The sequence below is a fragment of the Christiangramia pacifica genome, assembly GCF_057221535.1.
The window spans coordinates 1,929,676-1,945,504 of record NZ_CM170146.1 but is presented as its reverse complement, the minus strand read 5'-3'; the positions used below and the strand labels follow the sequence as shown (position 1 = coordinate 1,945,504).

13 protein-coding genes and 1 tRNA gene are annotated in these 15,829 nt (G+C 38.8%); 5 read left to right on the top strand and 9 right to left on the bottom strand.

Annotated features, from left to right (window positions below; translation table 11 throughout):
- Window positions 1-31 precede the first annotated feature (31 nt).
- The 3 genes from AC2S94_RS09080 (at window position 32) to mqo (ending at window position 3,725) form a co-directional block, all read left to right on the top strand.
- Window positions 32-1,297, top strand: coding sequence for a DUF819 family protein (locus AC2S94_RS09080; RefSeq protein WP_484628284.1), 1,266 nt, complete (start codon window positions 32-34; stop codon window positions 1,295-1,297).
- 54 nt (window positions 1,298-1,351) lie between these two features.
- Window positions 1,352-2,101, top strand: a complete 750-nt coding sequence (locus AC2S94_RS09075) for a DUF4369 domain-containing protein (protein ID WP_484628283.1) — start codon at window positions 1,352-1,354, stop codon at window positions 2,099-2,101.
- Window positions 2,102-2,228: 127 nt separating this feature from the next.
- Window positions 2,229-3,725, top strand: coding sequence for a malate dehydrogenase (quinone) (gene mqo, locus AC2S94_RS09070; RefSeq protein ID WP_484628282.1), 1,497 nt, complete (start codon window positions 2,229-2,231; stop codon window positions 3,723-3,725).
- Window positions 3,726-3,769: 44 nt separating this feature from the next.
- Here the strand turns inward: mqo and AC2S94_RS09065 are convergent.
- The 6 genes from AC2S94_RS09065 to AC2S94_RS09040 all read right to left on the bottom strand — a co-directional run bounded on the left by AC2S94_RS09065 (window position 3,770) and on the right by AC2S94_RS09040 (window position 7,205).
- Window positions 3,770-3,843 (bottom strand) — tRNA-Thr (locus tag AC2S94_RS09065).
- A 10-nt stretch (window positions 3,844-3,853) separates the two neighbouring features.
- Window positions 3,854-4,120 carry a hypothetical protein gene (locus AC2S94_RS09060; RefSeq protein ID WP_484628281.1) on the bottom strand — a complete coding sequence of 89 codons (267 nt, stop codon included), beginning with the start codon at window positions 4,118-4,120 and terminating at the stop codon, window positions 3,854-3,856.
- A gap of 61 nt (window positions 4,121-4,181) precedes the next feature.
- Complete coding sequence (locus AC2S94_RS09055) at window positions 4,182-4,634, bottom strand: peroxiredoxin (RefSeq protein WP_484628280.1); 453 nt, start codon at window positions 4,632-4,634, stop codon at window positions 4,182-4,184.
- A 2-nt stretch (window positions 4,635-4,636) separates the two neighbouring features.
- Window positions 4,637-5,047, bottom strand: a complete 411-nt coding sequence (locus tag AC2S94_RS09050) for a 6-pyruvoyl trahydropterin synthase family protein (RefSeq protein WP_484628279.1) — start codon at window positions 5,045-5,047, stop codon at window positions 4,637-4,639.
- A complete protein-coding gene (idi, locus tag AC2S94_RS09045) occupies window positions 5,044-5,562 on the bottom strand; it encodes an isopentenyl-diphosphate Delta-isomerase (protein WP_484628278.1) in 519 nt (172 codons plus the stop codon). The genes AC2S94_RS09050 and idi overlap by 4 nt, the downstream gene beginning before the upstream one ends.
- Window positions 5,563-5,630: 68 nt before the next feature.
- A complete protein-coding gene (locus tag AC2S94_RS09040; RefSeq protein ID WP_484628277.1) occupies window positions 5,631-7,205 on the bottom strand; it encodes an OmpA family protein in 1,575 nt (524 codons plus the stop codon).
- A gap of 200 nt (window positions 7,206-7,405) precedes the next feature.
- On the opposite strand from AC2S94_RS09040, the gene AC2S94_RS09035 reads away from it, so the two are divergent.
- Both AC2S94_RS09035 and AC2S94_RS09030 read left to right on the top strand, forming a co-directional pair.
- Window positions 7,406-8,995: a peptide chain release factor 3 gene (locus tag AC2S94_RS09035; protein ID WP_484628276.1), complete on the top strand. Its 1,590-nt coding sequence runs from the start codon at window positions 7,406-7,408 to the stop codon at window positions 8,993-8,995.
- Window positions 8,996-9,143: 148 nt separating this feature from the next.
- A complete protein-coding gene (locus AC2S94_RS09030; RefSeq protein ID WP_484628275.1) occupies window positions 9,144-10,511 on the top strand; it encodes an alanine/glycine:cation symporter family protein in 1,368 nt (455 codons plus the stop codon).
- Window positions 10,512-10,579: 68 nt separating this feature from the next.
- On the opposite strand, the gene AC2S94_RS09025 is transcribed toward AC2S94_RS09030, so the two are convergent.
- From AC2S94_RS09025 to rpoC, 3 genes are all read right to left on the bottom strand, one after another.
- Entirely contained in the window at window positions 10,580-10,900 is a 321-nt protein-coding gene (locus AC2S94_RS09025) for a DUF3467 domain-containing protein (RefSeq protein WP_156273601.1), read from the bottom strand.
- 39 nt (window positions 10,901-10,939) lie between these two features.
- Window positions 10,940-11,395, bottom strand: a complete 456-nt coding sequence (locus AC2S94_RS09020; protein ID WP_484628274.1) for a DinB family protein — start codon at window positions 11,393-11,395, stop codon at window positions 10,940-10,942.
- Between the two features lie 69 nt (window positions 11,396-11,464).
- The gene (gene rpoC / locus AC2S94_RS09015) at window positions 11,465-15,766 is read right to left on the bottom strand and encodes a DNA-directed RNA polymerase subunit beta' (protein WP_484628273.1); all 4,302 of its coding nucleotides are present in this window, start codon (window positions 15,764-15,766) and stop codon (window positions 11,465-11,467) included.
- Window positions 15,767-15,829: the final 63 nt, after the last annotated feature.

Sequence of the window (15,829 nt, the reverse complement as noted above, 5' to 3'; positions counted from 1 at the left end):
GTATTTTGCCGGCCAACCTATTCAAAATTATATGGAAACTTCTACTGTGTTTACTAATGACGCGATCGTCTTTGGTTTACTGATGCTTGCTCTTGGATTCGTTTTTTATACTTCTTCTCAGGAAGAAGGATTCTGGAGCAAATTTTACAAAGTTGTACCGGCACTTTTAATGTGCTACCTAATCCCGGCAATTTTCAATTCTTTAGGCTGGATAGACGATGAAACCTCTCAGCTTTATTTTGTAGCCAGTAGATATTTACTCCCCGCAGCCCTGGTTCTAATGACCTTAAGTATAGACCTGAAGGCTGTATTTAACCTTGGCCCTAAAGCTTTGATTATGTTCTTTGCAGGAACCATAGGTATCGTACTTGGAGGACCTATTGCTATTCTTATAGTATCAGCTATTTCGCCGGAAACTGTTGGCGGAGTAGGCCCTGATGCTATTTGGAGAGGATTGTCAACTATCGCCGGAAGTTGGATTGGTGGAGGTGCCAATCAGGCCGCGATGCTTGAAATTTATGAATATAACCCAGATCTCTATGGGGGGATGGTCCTGGTAGACATTGTGGTTGCAAACCTTTGGATGGCGATCATTCTTATGGGAATAGGTAAGAATGACCGCATAGATAATTGGTTAAAAGCTGATAATTCTGCAATTGAAGAATTGAAAATTAAGGTTAGTGATTATGCAAAAAGCGTCACCCGTGTTCCGGAATTGCCAGATTTCATGATCATGCTCGCTCTCGCTTTCGGCGCAGTTGGAATCGCCCATTGGGGAGCCGATAATATTTCTGAATACCTTCTTGCTACTTTCGATGTCTTTAATGACTCCAAAAGCGCATTATCTTCCTTCTCCTCCCAATTCTTCTGGATGATCACCATCGCGACAGCCATCGGAATCATATTGTCATTCACTAAGTTCAAAAAATACGAAGGTGCTGGGGCAAGTAAAATTGGTAGTATTTTCATCTACATTCTGGTAGCCACCATCGGTATGAAAATGGACCTAACCATGATTCTGGACAATCCTGGTTTAATTGCAATCGGTTTAATTTGGATAATAATCCATGTAATCGTACTTCTTGTTACCGCAAAAGCGATCAAAGCGCCTTATTTCTTTCTTGCCGTTGGAAGCCAGGCAAATGTAGGTGGTGCAGCATCTGCTCCCGTAGTAGCCGCAGCTTTTCATCCTTCATTGGCGACAGTGGGAGTTTTATTGGCTGTATTTGGTTATGTTGTTGGAACCTATGGTGCGATTTTGTGTACAATTTTAATGCAAATAGCTGCCGGCAGTTAGTAATAAACAGAAAATTATAAGATATTTGCGCTCCTTAAAATCTGAATACAAAAAATGAAAAAATTAGCTCTTCTTTTAGCCATCCTGATCAGTATCATCTCCTGTTCTGAAAAAGAAAGCAATCTAACAGTAACCGGCGAAGTTAAGGGTCTTAAAAAAGGTACTCTTTACCTTCAGAAACTAGAGGATACCATTCTGGTGAACGTGGATTCAGTCGTAGTAAATGGCGACCCGATGTTCACGATGGAAACTTTTCTAGAGAGTCCGCAGATCATGTATTTGTACCTTGAAAAGGTTGATAACAATAGGTATGATGACCGCATTGACTTTTTTGCAGATGAAGGACAGGTGACTATCAATACCAAGCTTGAAAAATTTGAAACCGGAGCTAATATAGTGGGTTCAGTTAATCAGGAGAAATTGATGGAATATAGAAAAATGATCAACAGGTTCAACGATCAAAATCTTGATCTAATCAAAGAAAGTTTTGAAGCTGAAAAAGCTCAGGATGAAGAGAAGTTAATGGAGATAGATCAGAAATATGATAAATTACTGAAAAGGAAATATCTGTATACTGTGAATTTTGCCATTAACAATAAAGATCATGAGATCGCTCCTTACCTGGCGTTATCTGAAGTATTTGATGCCAACATTAAATATCTGGATACAATTTATAATTCGCTGGCACCAAAGGTTAAAAAATCAAAATATGGTGCGGAGTTAAAAAAATACCTAAAAGAAAGACGAAAAGAAGAAAAGCTGGAAGAAAAAGTGGAAGCTCAAATGGAAGAAGAGAATTCTTAATTCAGTTTTTCATCAATTATATTCAGGAGGGGCTAATCAGCTCCTCTTTTTCTTTATAACAAGTTCTTAATATTTATTTGGCGGAAATTAGGGATTGGAATTCTTAAATTGGAGCAAATCATTAACTATGACAAGCACCAATCGAGATTACGATCTCATCTGTGTTGGAGGAGGAATCATGAGCGCAACTTTAGCTCTTATTCTCAAACTATCTGACCCTTCTACAAAAATTCTCATTCTTGAAAGACTTGACAAGGTTGCCGAAGAAAGTACTAAAGCCTGGAACAACGCAGGAACGGGACATTCTGCCTTTTGTGAATTGAACTATACACCTGAGGATAAAAATGGAAATATTGATATTTCAAAAGCCATTGATATATTTCAGCAGTTTGAGAGATCAAAAGAATTCTGGTCTTACCTGATTGAACAAAATCTGATCAAAGATCCTAAAAGCTTTATACACTCCATACCTCATCACGCGTGGGTACGTGGCGAAGACGATGTAGAATTCCTAAAAAAAAGATACGAAGCTATGAGCTCGCATTTCATGTTCGAGGAAATGCAATTTTCAGATCAACAGGAAAAACTTAAAGAGTGGTTTCCGCTTATTATGGAAAACAGAAGTTCTTCTGAAACCATGGCAGCGACACGAATGGAATTAGGAACTGGCGTTAATTTTGGTTCACTTACAGAACAATATTTTAAAATTCTTGAAGAACAGTTTGATGTTCCAGTGTTGAGAAATCAGGAAGTTCTAGATATTGATCCAGATGGACCTGATGAATGGTCTGCTGAAGTAAAAGATCGAAATACAGGTGAAAAAACTTTCTATGATGCCGATCATATTTTTATAGGTGCCGGTGGAGGAGCGCTTCCACTTTTGCAGAAAGTTGAGATCAAAGAGAAAGATGGTTATGGTGGTTTTCCGGTTAGCGGACAATGGCTGTTTTGTAAGAACAGAGACATAATTGAAAAACATCATGCAAAGGTTTACAGTAAGGCAGGAGTTGATGCACCGCCAATGTCAGTTCCTCATCTCGATGCAAGATTTATAAACGGCAAAAAAGAATTACTCTTCGGGCCATTCGCTGGTTTTAGCACAAAATTTTTAAAAGAGGGTTCTATTCTGGACCTGCCAAAATCTTTGAAATTTGATAATCTACCATCGATGTGGGGCGTTTTCTGGCACAACTTACCGCTCACCAGTTATTTGATTAATCAGGTGCGAATGGATCATCAGGACAGGATCAATGACTTAAAGGTTTTTATTAAAGACGCAAGGGTTGAAGATTGGGAATTAAAAGTTGCCGGTCAGAGAGTGCAGATCATAAAAAAAGATGAAAAAGAAGGAGGTGTACTGGAATTTGGAACTGATGTGGTGCATAGCCAGGATGGTAAAATAACTGCCTTGCTGGGCGCTTCTCCTGGAGCTTCCACAGCAGTTCACATAATGTTGGATGTCATTAAAATTGCCTTCCCTGAAAAGCTTGAGAAAAAAGAAGTGAAGGAGAAACTTGACAGGATGATACCATTCTGGAATAAAGAGATTGTAGATAACGAAGCCGATTTCAGAAAGGTACAGAAAAGCAATTCTGAAACACTCCAATTAGAAGCGCTACATTAAATTTTAAAATAAAAAAACTCCTCTTGAAAAAGAGGAGTTTAAAGAGCCGATGGAGGGACTCGAACCCACGACCTGCTGATTACAAATCAGCTGCTCTAGCCAGCTGAGCTACATCGGCAACTTATTTCTTAAAGAGCGTTCAGCTTTTCGATCAAAGCCTGGGCTTTTTTCTCAAGATCAGCCTGAACTTCCTTAAAATGCTTTTGTTTATTCTCAACATCACGACGATTGATCTTAGAGATCAATTCATCATATTCTTTAATAGCTTCATCAACGATCGCCTCAGATTTCGCCGGGTCTTCCTTTGGATTAGCCATTTGGTGAATGTAGGCAGCATCAATGATGTCTCCCATTACATAATTCACATCTTTCTTAAGCAATCTTTTACTCGCCATTATCAATAAATTTCGGCTGCGAATTTAAACTATTTTTCGAAATGAAAATAAAATTGATAAATTAATTCTGATTTTTTTTCAAAACGCTCAAAGCTTCCGGCATATGCCTACTGGCATTCATACTATTAAATTTATGTAGAAGTTTGCCTTCCCTATCAAATACAAATGTTTCTCTCCCCGGAAGCAATCCCAGCAGATTAGGTTTTACCCCAAAAGCCTCCCTGGCTTTTTTATTTTCGTCGGAAAGAAATATATAGGGAAGATTATATTTATTCACGAATTTGGAATGAGATAGCGAAGAGTCTGAACTAATTCCGATCACTTCCGCGCCAAGCTCCTTAAAGTCTTCATAACTATCGCGAAAACTACAGGCTTCTTTCGTGCAGCCCGGAGTAAAGTCTTTAGGATAGAAATACACCACAAAGGCTTTCTTATGTATCAAATCTGAAAAACGGTAAATATCATTGTTTTGATCTTTCAATTCCAACTGCGGTACCAGATCTCCTGTATTCATAATTAATTTCCTTTATAGCTAACAAAATTTCGTGGAGTTTCATACAAGGTTACCTCCAGATTATGATCTTTTTGAATTTCTGGCCTAAGTTTATTCCAGATAACCACGGCAATATTTTCAGCAGTAGGGATCAAATCCTTGAATTCCGGCACCTCAATATTGAGGTTTTTATGATCAAAAGGTTCTTCTACCTGCTTACTGATGAGTTCTTTTAAAACTTTCAGATCCATGACAAAGCCTGTTTCCTGGTCTGGTTCACCCGTAACAGAGACGATCAGCTCATAATTATGGCCGTGATAATTAGGATTACTGCATTTACCAAAAATCTCAAAGTTACGCTCATCATCCCAGTCTTTTCTGAAAAGACGATGTGCCGCATTAAAATGAGCTTTTCTATGTACCGTTATTTTCATTGCTGAATATGTGCGTAGTATTTATCAAATATGATCTTGAACCATTCTGTATAAATATGAGGATTTTTCTTCATATCAACCTGCAGTTCTTCTAAAGAAACCCATTTCCAGGCAGCAACCTCATCAGGATTCAAATCTGGCTGACCTTCAAAATTACCTACAAGAATATGATCAAATTCATGTTCGGTTAGACCATTATCAAAAGGTGCTTTATAAATGAAGGATATGGTATCTTTAAGATCTGTTGAAAATCCCATCTCTTCCTGTAAACGACGTTTACCGGCAGCGATGTTAGATTCACCTTCCCGTTGATGACTACAACAAGTGTTGGTCCACAAACCAGGAGAATGATATTTGGATAGCGCTCTTTGCTGGATCATCAGCTCGTTGTTCTCATTGAATACAAATACTGAAAAAGCCCTGTGTAATAAAGCTTTTTCATGAGCCTCGATCTTTTCCATAAGACCTATCTGTTCGTCTTTTTCGTTAACTAAGATTACTTTTTCTTCTGCCATTTTCATATTTGAAGTTCAAATGTACAAAAACAGGCATTTCTATCACAGGCTTGCAGATTAAGCAAATCCTAAAGTTTCAGCTTTCCGGTATAAATTTCACAGTTAATGGATAATATGAATTCAGACCTTCGGTTCTTTTCATGAGCTGCTTCGGTACATGGTTTTCCGTTTCGGCAATTATTAACCAGTTCGGTTTCTCCATAACCCCTACCTGAAATCCTACCTTCCTCAACTCCCCTCTTAACGAGATAATCAATGGTAACCTTCACCCTTTCCTGGGACAGGTTTAAATTATAACCATCATCTGCCCTGCTATCTGTATGAGATCTAATGTCTATAAGCAATTCAGGATAGGCAATCATATATGAAGCAATCTCATCCAGTTGCTCTGCAGCCTTCGATTTTATTTCAGCTTTGTCAAGATCAAAAAGGATAGGATCAAGGTTGAGCATTTTTGCCAGATCGTCCCCTACCCTTGCCGCGAAGATCTTGTCCCCCTCAGTATTCTGAAATTGAATGATATTTTCCTTTCTTTTGACTTCTGTTGCGTAAAAACTCCAGTTAAAAAACGCACGAATGGCCGCGATATTTTCTGGCTTATCGCCTGAAAAATCATGTGAAACCTGGTACATCACTAATCCGTTCTCTGGATTATCAAAACCGTTACCGTAGATAATTACCGCCCCGGGACCATTTGAAAGCGAAGGTATATCTGGGGCGGTCGCATCGATAATGATCTGTTTTGCGCCCTTTCTCCAGATGTTCGCTTTTTTTGGATACAAAATTCTTTCTGAACCATTGATAAGCGCCTTATCACTTTTACCAATATATTGAGCGACCGGATCTGCGGGTAATTTATGCTCATAAGGGGGTGTCGCAAATCTATGCTCATAAAATGGAATCAAACCTGTGGTTCTTGCGCCAGGAGAGCCTTCAGAAAGAAAGTTCAGCTGAATAATTTCCTCTTTGTCTCCTTGCTCATTAACTATTCCGTGTAAATTTTCTAATTCACTTCCCGCATGACATCCTGCCCATATCGCACCTTTAAAATTCTTATTCCAGAAATATAAATTCTTATGAGTCTCAAATTTGGGCTCTGCATGCGGCATCACAAAAATATCATCGCAAACACCAAGCTCGTCTGGCGACTTCCAATTTTTTGTACTGTATCCGCCATGGGCAGACCCAGGTATTCCTGCAGCTTTAAAGTATGCCAGGGCGATACTCCCGTTTTGCTTGTCTAGAGTCCATTTTGGAGCCACCGAAATATCAGTAAAAACAGTCAAGCTCAAATCTTCATCAATGTAGCTACCCATCATTCCTCTACTCTCCCAATTATCAATTGCTATTTTAACTTCTTCAGTAATATAAGACACCGGAATTATAAATGACCCTGATCTAAAATCCTCCTCCTGTAAAGAAAAATCAATTCCATCTTTTTCCTTTTTTGGATTAATCACCCATTTTATTTCAACTGGATGATGAGTAAGCAAATCGTAAATAAATCCGTAAGGTTTAAGTGCGTTAGCCTTTGTTTGCGGAGTAATACCCATATTAACGGCGTAAGATCCCTTTGGTAGAACTTCTAAAGAATTTTGAGAATAAAACTGTCTGCTGAAAATTAGATTAACAGCAAAAATCAAGATAAATAATTTTAGGTTCTGTAGGGTAAAAACCATGATTTCTGACAGAATTAGATTAAATATCAGTTAAATTAACCATATACCCTATAAAGTTACTATTTAATGGTTTAAATGAGTTTTATTACCGATAAAAAGGCAACTGAAAGGAAAAGGAATTTCTATAAAATAATAGTATTTTTGCCGCTTCAAGATCAGCAGGTATGAAGCATTATCAGAAAGAGATAAATAAAAGAAGAACATTTGGTATCATTTCTCACCCCGATGCCGGTAAAACCACGCTTACGGAAAAGCTTCTGTTATTTGGTGGAGCGATCCAGGAAGCGGGAGCGGTAAAGTCTAACAAGATCAAAAAAGGTGCTACCAGTGACTTTATGGAGATTGAGCGCCAGAGAGGAATTTCTGTTGCAACTTCTGTCCTTGCTTTTGAATATAAAGACATCAAAATAAATATTCTCGATACTCCGGGTCACAAGGATTTTGCGGAAGACACATTCAGAACACTTACTGCCGTAGATAGCGTGATCGTGGTTATTGATGTTGCAAAAGGTGTGGAGGAACAAACCGAAAAACTTGTTGAAGTTTGCCGGATGCGAAATATTCCTATGATCGTTTTCATCAATAAACTGGATCGTGAAGGTAAGGACGCCTTTGAATTGTTGGATGAAATTGAACAAAAGCTGAATCTAACTGTAACTCCTTTAAGCTTTCCTATTGGAATGGGTTATGACTTTAAAGGAATTTATAATATCTGGGAAAAGAATGTGAATTTATTCACAGGAGACCCAAGAAAAGATATTGAAGAAACTGTAGAAATCAGCGACCTGAAATCTGAAGAACTAGACCAGCTAATTGGAGACAAAGCTGCTGATACACTTCGGGAAGAACTGGAACTAGCCCAGGGAGTTTATCCTGAATTTGAAAGAGAAGCTTACCTGGAAGGACGACTACAACCAGTATTTTTTGGTTCAGCATTAAATAATTTTGGAGTAAGAGAATTACTGGATTGTTTTATCAAGATCGCTCCGCCGCCGAGGCCAAAAGAAAGTGATACAAGATTGGTAAAACCTGATGAAAAAGATTTTACCGGTTTCGTTTTTAAGATCCATGCCAATATGGATCCAAAACATAGAGACAGGCTTGCATTCGTAAAAATTGTATCCGGTAAATTCGAGAGAAATAAAAACTATCTGCACGTTAGGAATGGGAAGAATATGAAATTCTCTTCTCCCAACGCATTTTTTGCAGAAAAGAAAGAAATCGTTGACGTCTCCTTTCCAGGAGATATCGTTGGTTTGCATGATACGGGTAATTTTAAGATCGGTGATACCCTGACCGAGGGAGAAACTTTGATGTACAAAGGTATACCAAGCTTCTCTCCGGAGCATTTCCAATATATTAACAATGCTGACCCTATGAAGTCCAAACAATTGGAAAAAGGGATAGACCAGCTAATGGATGAAGGTGTTGCGCAGTTATTTACTCTTGAAATGAATGGTAGAAAGATCATTGGAACTGTGGGCGCGCTACAGTTCGAAGTAATTCAATACCGTTTGGAACATGAGTATGGTGCAAAATGTACTTATGAAAACCTGAATGTTCATAAAGCCACATGGGTTGAAGCAGAAGATGAAAAAAGTGAGGAATTTAAAGATTTCAAAAGAGTAAAGTCTAAGTTCCTGGCAAAAGATAAATCTGGGCAATTAGTATTTTTAGCTGATTCTCAATTTTCTTTACAGATGACCCAGCAAAAATATCCTTCAATTAAATTTCATTTCACTTCTGAATTTTAAATTGTTGTCAAACTGAATTTGTTTCTAGCCTTTTTGAGAAGCCGAAACAAATTCAGCAAGTTGCAGTTATGACTCTAAAATTCAAAAGTCAATTTAATAGGATAGCTACACTCCTAAAATTTACTATTTTCGGAGACAAAGTATTTTTATGTCCCAGATAGATCAGTTCATTGCAGATTTTGCTTCCGCCGTATGGGGAATTCCACTTGTTATCCTTTTGATTGGCGGAGGAATCTTTCTACTCATATATTCTCGGTTCTTGCCTTTCAGATATCTTGGACATTCCATAGAGGTACTTCGCGGTAAATATAATAATCCCGATGATCCAGGTGATATAAATCATTTTCAGGCTTTATCTACTGCGCTATCTTCCACGGTAGGAATGGGTAATATTGCGGGGGTCGCGGTTGCGATTGCAATTGGAGGTCCTGGGGCGATTTTCTGGTTATGGATTAGCGCCATTGTGGGTATGGCTACAAAATTCTTCACCAACAGCCTTGCCGTGATGTATCGTGGCAGAGATACTGAAGGTAAGATCCAGGGCGGCGTAATGTATTTTATTGTGGAAGGGTTAGGTAGAAAATGGAAGCCTTTAGCCACATTTTTCGCCATTGCCGGTCTTGTAGGTGCTTTGCCAGTTTTTAACGTAAACCAGCTCACACAGGCCATCAACTACATCCTTCTAGAACCGAATAATATAGAAACAGGTTTCACTACCAGCCTAATCATAGGGATTATACTTACTCTGATAACCACTGTGGTGATTATTGGCGGACTAGACAGGATCAGTAAAACTGTTTCAAGGTTAGTACCAGCAATGGTGGCGCTGTACTTTGTATCTGTTCTGGTAATTCTATTTGTTAATTACGAGGTAGTTTTTCAATATTTCGGAATGATCTTTACCGACGCTTTCGCTGCTGAAAACTACAAAGGTGACCCTCTCCTGGGAGGTGTTCTTGGTGGTTTGATCCTTTTAGGGATTCGCCGTGGTGCCTTTTCCAATGAAGCTGGTATTGGTACTGCTACTATGGCTCATGGCGCCAGTAAAACTTCTGAACCTATTCGTGAAGGATTAATAGCCATGCTTGGGCCGGCTATTGATACACTCGTGGTATGTACTTTAACTGCGATGGCTATTTTGGTAACTGGTGTATGGCAAAGCACCGATGTGAATGGTGTGAGCCTTACGGCCGCTGCATTTGATCAGGCCATCCCTTATGTTGGGAATTACCTATTGCTTTTATGCATTATGGCCTTTAGTATTTCCTCGTTATTTTCTTATTCCTATTACGGGACCAAATGTCTTTCTTTCCTGATAGGAGTAAAAAATAAAAAGTATTACAACTACGTGTACATTCTGAGTATCATCCTGGGTGCAACTACATCGCTCAGTTTTATTTTAAATCTCATTGATGGATTCTTTGCCCTGATGGCCATTCCAACAATGATTTCCACGCTGATTCTTGCTCCACGGGTAATGAAAGCAGCAAAAATCTATTTTAAAAAGTATACCTAATAAAATAATAGCGAAGCCTTTCTAAATATTTAGAAAGGCTTTGTTTTTATATTTAATTCAGAACTGTTTTACGCCTGACCTGTTGGTCCAAAATTAAGCGGTAATGGAGCTTTATCATAATCCCTGATCTCACCGTGAGCCTGCTCGAATTTATTGATATTATCGCCAAGAGCTTTTAGCAAACGCTTCGCATGCTGTGGAGTAAGAATAATTCTCGATTTTACCTTGCTTTTAGGTCTTCCTGGCATGATATTCACAAAATCCACTACAAACTCTGAAACCGAATGATTGATGATAGCAAGATTAGAATAAGTTCCTTCCGCAACCGCTTCATCCAGTTCTATATTAATCTTTCCTTTTTGATTCTTATTTTTCTTATCGTCTTCCATGATCTAAATTTTAATCGATTTATAAATTAAGCTTCTGCTTCACTTTTTCAGTTTATAATATACAAAGTCAGAAACAATTGGATCAATTCCCTGTTTTCTGAATTCCGTAGCTATCTGTCCGCGATGATACGTCGAATGATTAATTACATGAAATATAATATCTCTAACTGAACTTTGATAGCTTTCCCCTTTAGAGTTGCTATAACTAACCGTTCTATCCAGTTCTTCATTTTCAAGAATGGTAAGGCTTTCTCTGAAATTACCATTCTCAATAGATTCTAGTTCATCAATTTCCAGATTTTTCCAAACCTGTACCTGGTCTTCCTTACCTTCTATCCTGTTGTTCCAGATTTTCTGCGCATTCAAAGTGTGAGATAAAAGCTGAATTGCTCTCTCCGGAATCATAAAATGAAGATCTCCATCATTCATCTTATGGATGATCTCTAAATTATAATAATGTGAATATTCCAATAATTCTTTAAAGTACTCCTTCATAGTTCAAATATCGTCATAAATAAAAAAAGGCCCGCAACAGCGAGCCTTTTTTCAAATTATTATCGGGAATTAATTGTAATTTACTTCCTGTTTCTTCTCAAGCATTTCATCGAATTCTTCTTTAGAACCAACGATAATGCTATCGTATTTTCTCATACCTGTACCTGCAGGAATTCTATGTCCTACAATTACATTTTCCTTCAATCCTTCTAGTTCATCGATCTTACCACTTACAGCAGCTTCGTTCAACACCTTAGTTGTTTCCTGGAAGGAAGCAGCCGAGATGAATGACTTAGTCTGAAGTGAAGCTCTGGTAATACCCTGAAGTACTGGATTAGCAGTTGCTGTGATCACGTCTCTTACAGTTGCAAGATTCTTATCTTCTCTTCTAAGAATAGAGTTTTCGTCTCTAAGATCTCTTGGAGTAATGATCTGACCAGCTTTCAGCTTTTCAGAGTCACCAGCATCTTCGATCACTTTCATTCCAAATAACTTGTTGTTCTCATCGATGAAATCATCTTTATGTACAAGCTGGTTCTCCAAGAAGATAGTATCACCTGGATCCACGATTCTCACTTTACGCATCATCTGTCTTACGACAACCTCGAAGTGCTTATCGTTAATCTTCACACCCTGTAATCTATATACCTCCTGAACTTCGTTCACAAGATACTGTTGTACAGCGTTAGGTCCTTTAATGTTCAGGATATCTTCTGGAGTGATAGAACCATCAGAAAGTGGCATACCAGCTCTAACGTAGTCATTCTCCTGAACAAGGATCTGGTTAGATAACTTAACTAAGTATTTCTTAACCTCTCCAAGTTTAGACTCAACAATGATCTCACGGTTACCTCTTTTGATCTTACCAAAAGAAACAACACCATCAATCTCAGATACAACCGCAGGGTTAGATGGGTTACGTGCTTCGAAAAGCTCAGTTACCCTTGGAAGACCACCCGTAATATCCCCTGCTTTAGAAGATTTACGTGGAATCTTAACCAGAATCTTACCAACTCCGATCTTCTCTTCATTGTCCACCATAAGGTGAGCACCTACCGGAAGGTTATAAGAACGAATTACTTCGTCTTTCTTACCTAAAATATGAAGCGTTGGGATCAATTTCTTGTTACGAGATTCAGAAATTACTTTTTCCTGGAATCCTGTCTGCTCATCGATCTCAACCTGATAAGTAACACCTTGCTCAACGTTTTCGTACTTGATCTTACCGGCGAATTCAGAAATAATTACACCGTTATATGGATCCCAAGTACAGATCACATCACCTTTTGATACAGTAGCTCCGTCATTAATATTGATCTGAGCACCGTAAGGAATGTTATTGTTACTTAGTACAACTCCTGTTTTCTTATCCTTTATCTTAAGTTCAGCAGTACGAGAGATCACGATGTCTGCAGTTCCACCATCAGGGGCTTCACCTTTAACAACTTTAAGATCTTCGATCTCAGCAATACCATCAAACTTAGCTTCAAGTTTATTGTCTTCAGAAATGTTACCTGCAATACCACCCACGTGGAACGTACGTAATGTAAGCTGTGTACCAGGCTCACCAATAGACTGTGCAGCAACAACACCAACAGCTTCACCTGTTTGAACGATCTTGTTAGTTGCAAGGTTTCTACCGTAACACTTGATACAGATCCCTTTCTTCGCCTCACAGGTAAGTGGTGAACGTACTTCAACACTTTCGATTGGCGCAGCTTCGATCTTAGCTACGATTTCTTCAGTTATTTCTTCATTCGCACCAACAAGAAGTTCATCTGTTGATGGATTTACTACATCATTAAGGGAAATACGTCCAAGGATTCTTTCTCCTAATGATTCTACGATTTCTTCGTTTTTCTTAAGTGGCTTAACTTCTACACCTCTTAACGTTCCACAGTCATCTTCATTTACAATAACATCCTGTGAAACATCTACCAGACGACGGGTTAGGTAACCGGCATCGGCTGTTTTAAGTGCGGTATCGGCAAGACCTTTACGAGCACCGTGAGTAGAAATAAAGTATTCAAGTATCGAAAGACCTTCCTTAAAGTTAGAAAGAATCGGGTTTTCGATAATTTCACCACCACCAGAGTTAGATTTCTTCGGCTTAGCCATAAGACCACGCATACCAGTAAGCTGACGAATCTGCTCTTTCGAACCACGCGCACCAGAATCAAGCATCATATATACTGAGTTGAATCCTTGCTTGTCTTCGCGAATTCGCTTCATAGCCAATTCAGTTAGACCTGCGTTAGTTGAAGTCCAGATGTCAATTACCTGGTTATAACGTTCGTTATTGGTAATAAGACCCATATTATAGTTACCAATAATACCTTCCACCTGCTCGTTAGCTTCATCGATCATGGATTGCTTTTCTTCAGGGATGATAATATCACCTAAGCTGAAAGAAAGTCCTCCACGGAATGCGAATCCGTAACCTAGTTCCTTAATGTTATCAAGGAATTCTGAAGTTTCTGGTACACTTGTAATTTTAAGAATCTTCCCAATGATCTCACGAAGTGATTTCTTAGTCAATACCTCATTGATATACCCGGCTTTTTCCGGCACAGCTTCATTGAATAAAACTCTACCAACCGTGGTATCCTTGATCATATAAACCAATTCACCGTTTTCGTTGTAATCTTTAGTTCTGATCTTGATTCCTGCGTTAAGATCTACTCTCTTCTGGTTATAAGCTATTACAAGCTCTTCAGCAGAATAGAAAGTTAATCCTTCACCTACTACAGGCTCTTCAGGAGTAGATTTCTTGTGCTTGGTCATATAGTATAGACCAAGAACCATATCCTGAGATGGTACTGTAATTGGAGAACCATTTGCAGGGTTCAAAATGTTATGAGAAGCAAGCATCAATAGCTGCGCTTCTAGAATAGCTTCTGGCCCAAGTGGTAAGTGAACCGCCATCTGGTCACCATCGAAATCGGCGTTGAATGCAGTACACGCAAGTGGGTGAAGCTGAATTGCTTTTCCTTCAATAAGTTTAGGCTGGAATGCCTGGATACCCAGACGGTGAAGCGTAGGAGCACGGTTCAATAATACCGGATGTCCTTTTAATACGTTCTCCAATATATCCCAAACTACAGGTTCTTTCTTATCGATAATCTTCTTAGCAGACTTCACTGTTTTTACAATACCTCTTTCTATCAGTTTTCTAATGATAAAAGGCTTGTAAAGCTCAGCTGCCATGTTCTTAGGAAGACCACACTCGAACATCTTCAATTCTGGTCCTACAACGATTACCGAACGTGCTGAATAATCCACACGTTTACCAAGCAGGTTCTGACGGAAACGACCTTGCTTACCTTTCAATGAATCTGAAAGTGATTTAAGAGGTCTGTTAGAGTCAGTTTTTACTGCTGATGATTTTCTTGTATTATCGAATAATGAATCCACAGATTCCTGAAGCATACGTTTCTCGTTACGTAGAATTACTTCAGGAGCTTTGATCTCCATCAATCTTTTCAGACGGTTGTTACGAATAATTACACGACGGTAAAGATCGTTCAAATCTGAAGTCGCGAAACGACCACCATCAAGGGGCACAAGAGGTCTAAGTTCCGGTGGAATAACCGGTACCACCTTCATGATCATCCACTCTGGGTTGTTCTCACGATTTTTGTTTGCATCACGAAGTGCTTCCACAACCTGAAGTCTCTTAAGAGCTTCAGTCTTACGTTGCTTGGAAGTTTCGTTATTTGCTTTATGTCTCAATTCATAAGAAAGATCATCAAGATCAATTCTCTTAAGAATTTCGATAAGACATTCAGCTCCCATTTTAGCGATGAACTTATTTGGGTCGCTGTCTTCTAAATATTGATTTTCCTGAGGAAGTTCATCTAAAATGTTCAGATACTCTTCTTCAGTTAAGAAATCCATTTTCTTCAATGGGTTCCCTTCTTCATCCTTCGCGTTACCTGGCTGGATCACTACATACCTTTCATAGTATATGATCATGTCAAGTTTCTTAGAAGGAAGACCTAGCAAATAACCAATTTTGTTAGGTAAAGAACGGAAATACCAGATATGAGCTACAGGTACAACAAGGTTAATGTGACCTACACGGTCTCTACGAACCTTTTTCTCGGTAACTTCAACTCCACAACGGTCACAAACGATTCCTTTATAACGGATTCTTTTATATTTTCCGCAGGCACATTCATAATCCTTTACAGGACCAAAAATACGCTCACAGAACAATCCGTCACGCTCTGGTTTGTGCGTACGGTAATTGATCGTTTCAGGCTTAAGAACTTCACCACGAGATTCCGCGAGGATAGACTCTGGAGAAGCTAAACCTATAGAGATCTGGTTGAACCTCTGTACTGTATTTTTATCATTATTTCTAGCCATAATAAATGCTGCTATTTATTGTGAATATTCCGTTTAATAGGGGCTGTATTCACAGCCCCGATC

What these genes read in the sequence shown, in the direction of transcription:
- AC2S94_RS09080 (WP_484628284.1), top strand. Translation starts at nt 32, where the DNA reads ATGGAAACTTCTACTGTGTTTACTAATGACGCGATCGTCTTTGGTTTA.
- AC2S94_RS09075 (WP_484628283.1), top strand. Translation starts at nt 1,352, where the DNA reads ATGAAAAAATTAGCTCTTCTTTTAGCCATCCTGATCAGTATCATCTCC.
- mqo (WP_484628282.1), top strand. Translation starts at nt 2,229, where the DNA reads ATGACAAGCACCAATCGAGATTACGATCTCATCTGTGTTGGAGGAGGA.
- AC2S94_RS09060 (WP_484628281.1), bottom strand. Translation starts at nt 4,120, where the DNA reads ATGGCGAGTAAAAGATTGCTTAAGAAAGATGTGAATTATGTAATGGGA.
- AC2S94_RS09055 (WP_484628280.1), bottom strand. Translation starts at nt 4,634, where the DNA reads ATGAATACAGGAGATCTGGTACCGCAGTTGGAATTGAAAGATCAAAAC.
- AC2S94_RS09050 (WP_484628279.1), bottom strand. Translation starts at nt 5,047, where the DNA reads ATGAAAATAACGGTACATAGAAAAGCTCATTTTAATGCGGCACATCGT.
- idi (WP_484628278.1), bottom strand. Translation starts at nt 5,562, where the DNA reads ATGGCAGAAGAAAAAGTAATCTTAGTTAACGAAAAAGACGAACAGATA.
- AC2S94_RS09035 (WP_484628276.1), top strand. Translation starts at nt 7,406, where the DNA reads ATGAAGCATTATCAGAAAGAGATAAATAAAAGAAGAACATTTGGTATC.
- AC2S94_RS09030 (WP_484628275.1), top strand. Translation starts at nt 9,144, where the DNA reads ATGTCCCAGATAGATCAGTTCATTGCAGATTTTGCTTCCGCCGTATGG.
- AC2S94_RS09025 (WP_156273601.1), bottom strand. Translation starts at nt 10,900, where the DNA reads ATGGAAGACGATAAGAAAAATAAGAATCAAAAAGGAAAGATTAATATA.
- AC2S94_RS09020 (WP_484628274.1), bottom strand. Translation starts at nt 11,395, where the DNA reads ATGAAGGAGTACTTTAAAGAATTATTGGAATATTCACATTATTATAAT.
- rpoC (WP_484628273.1), bottom strand. Translation starts at nt 15,766, where the DNA reads ATGGCTAGAAATAATGATAAAAATACAGTACAGAGGTTCAACCAGATC.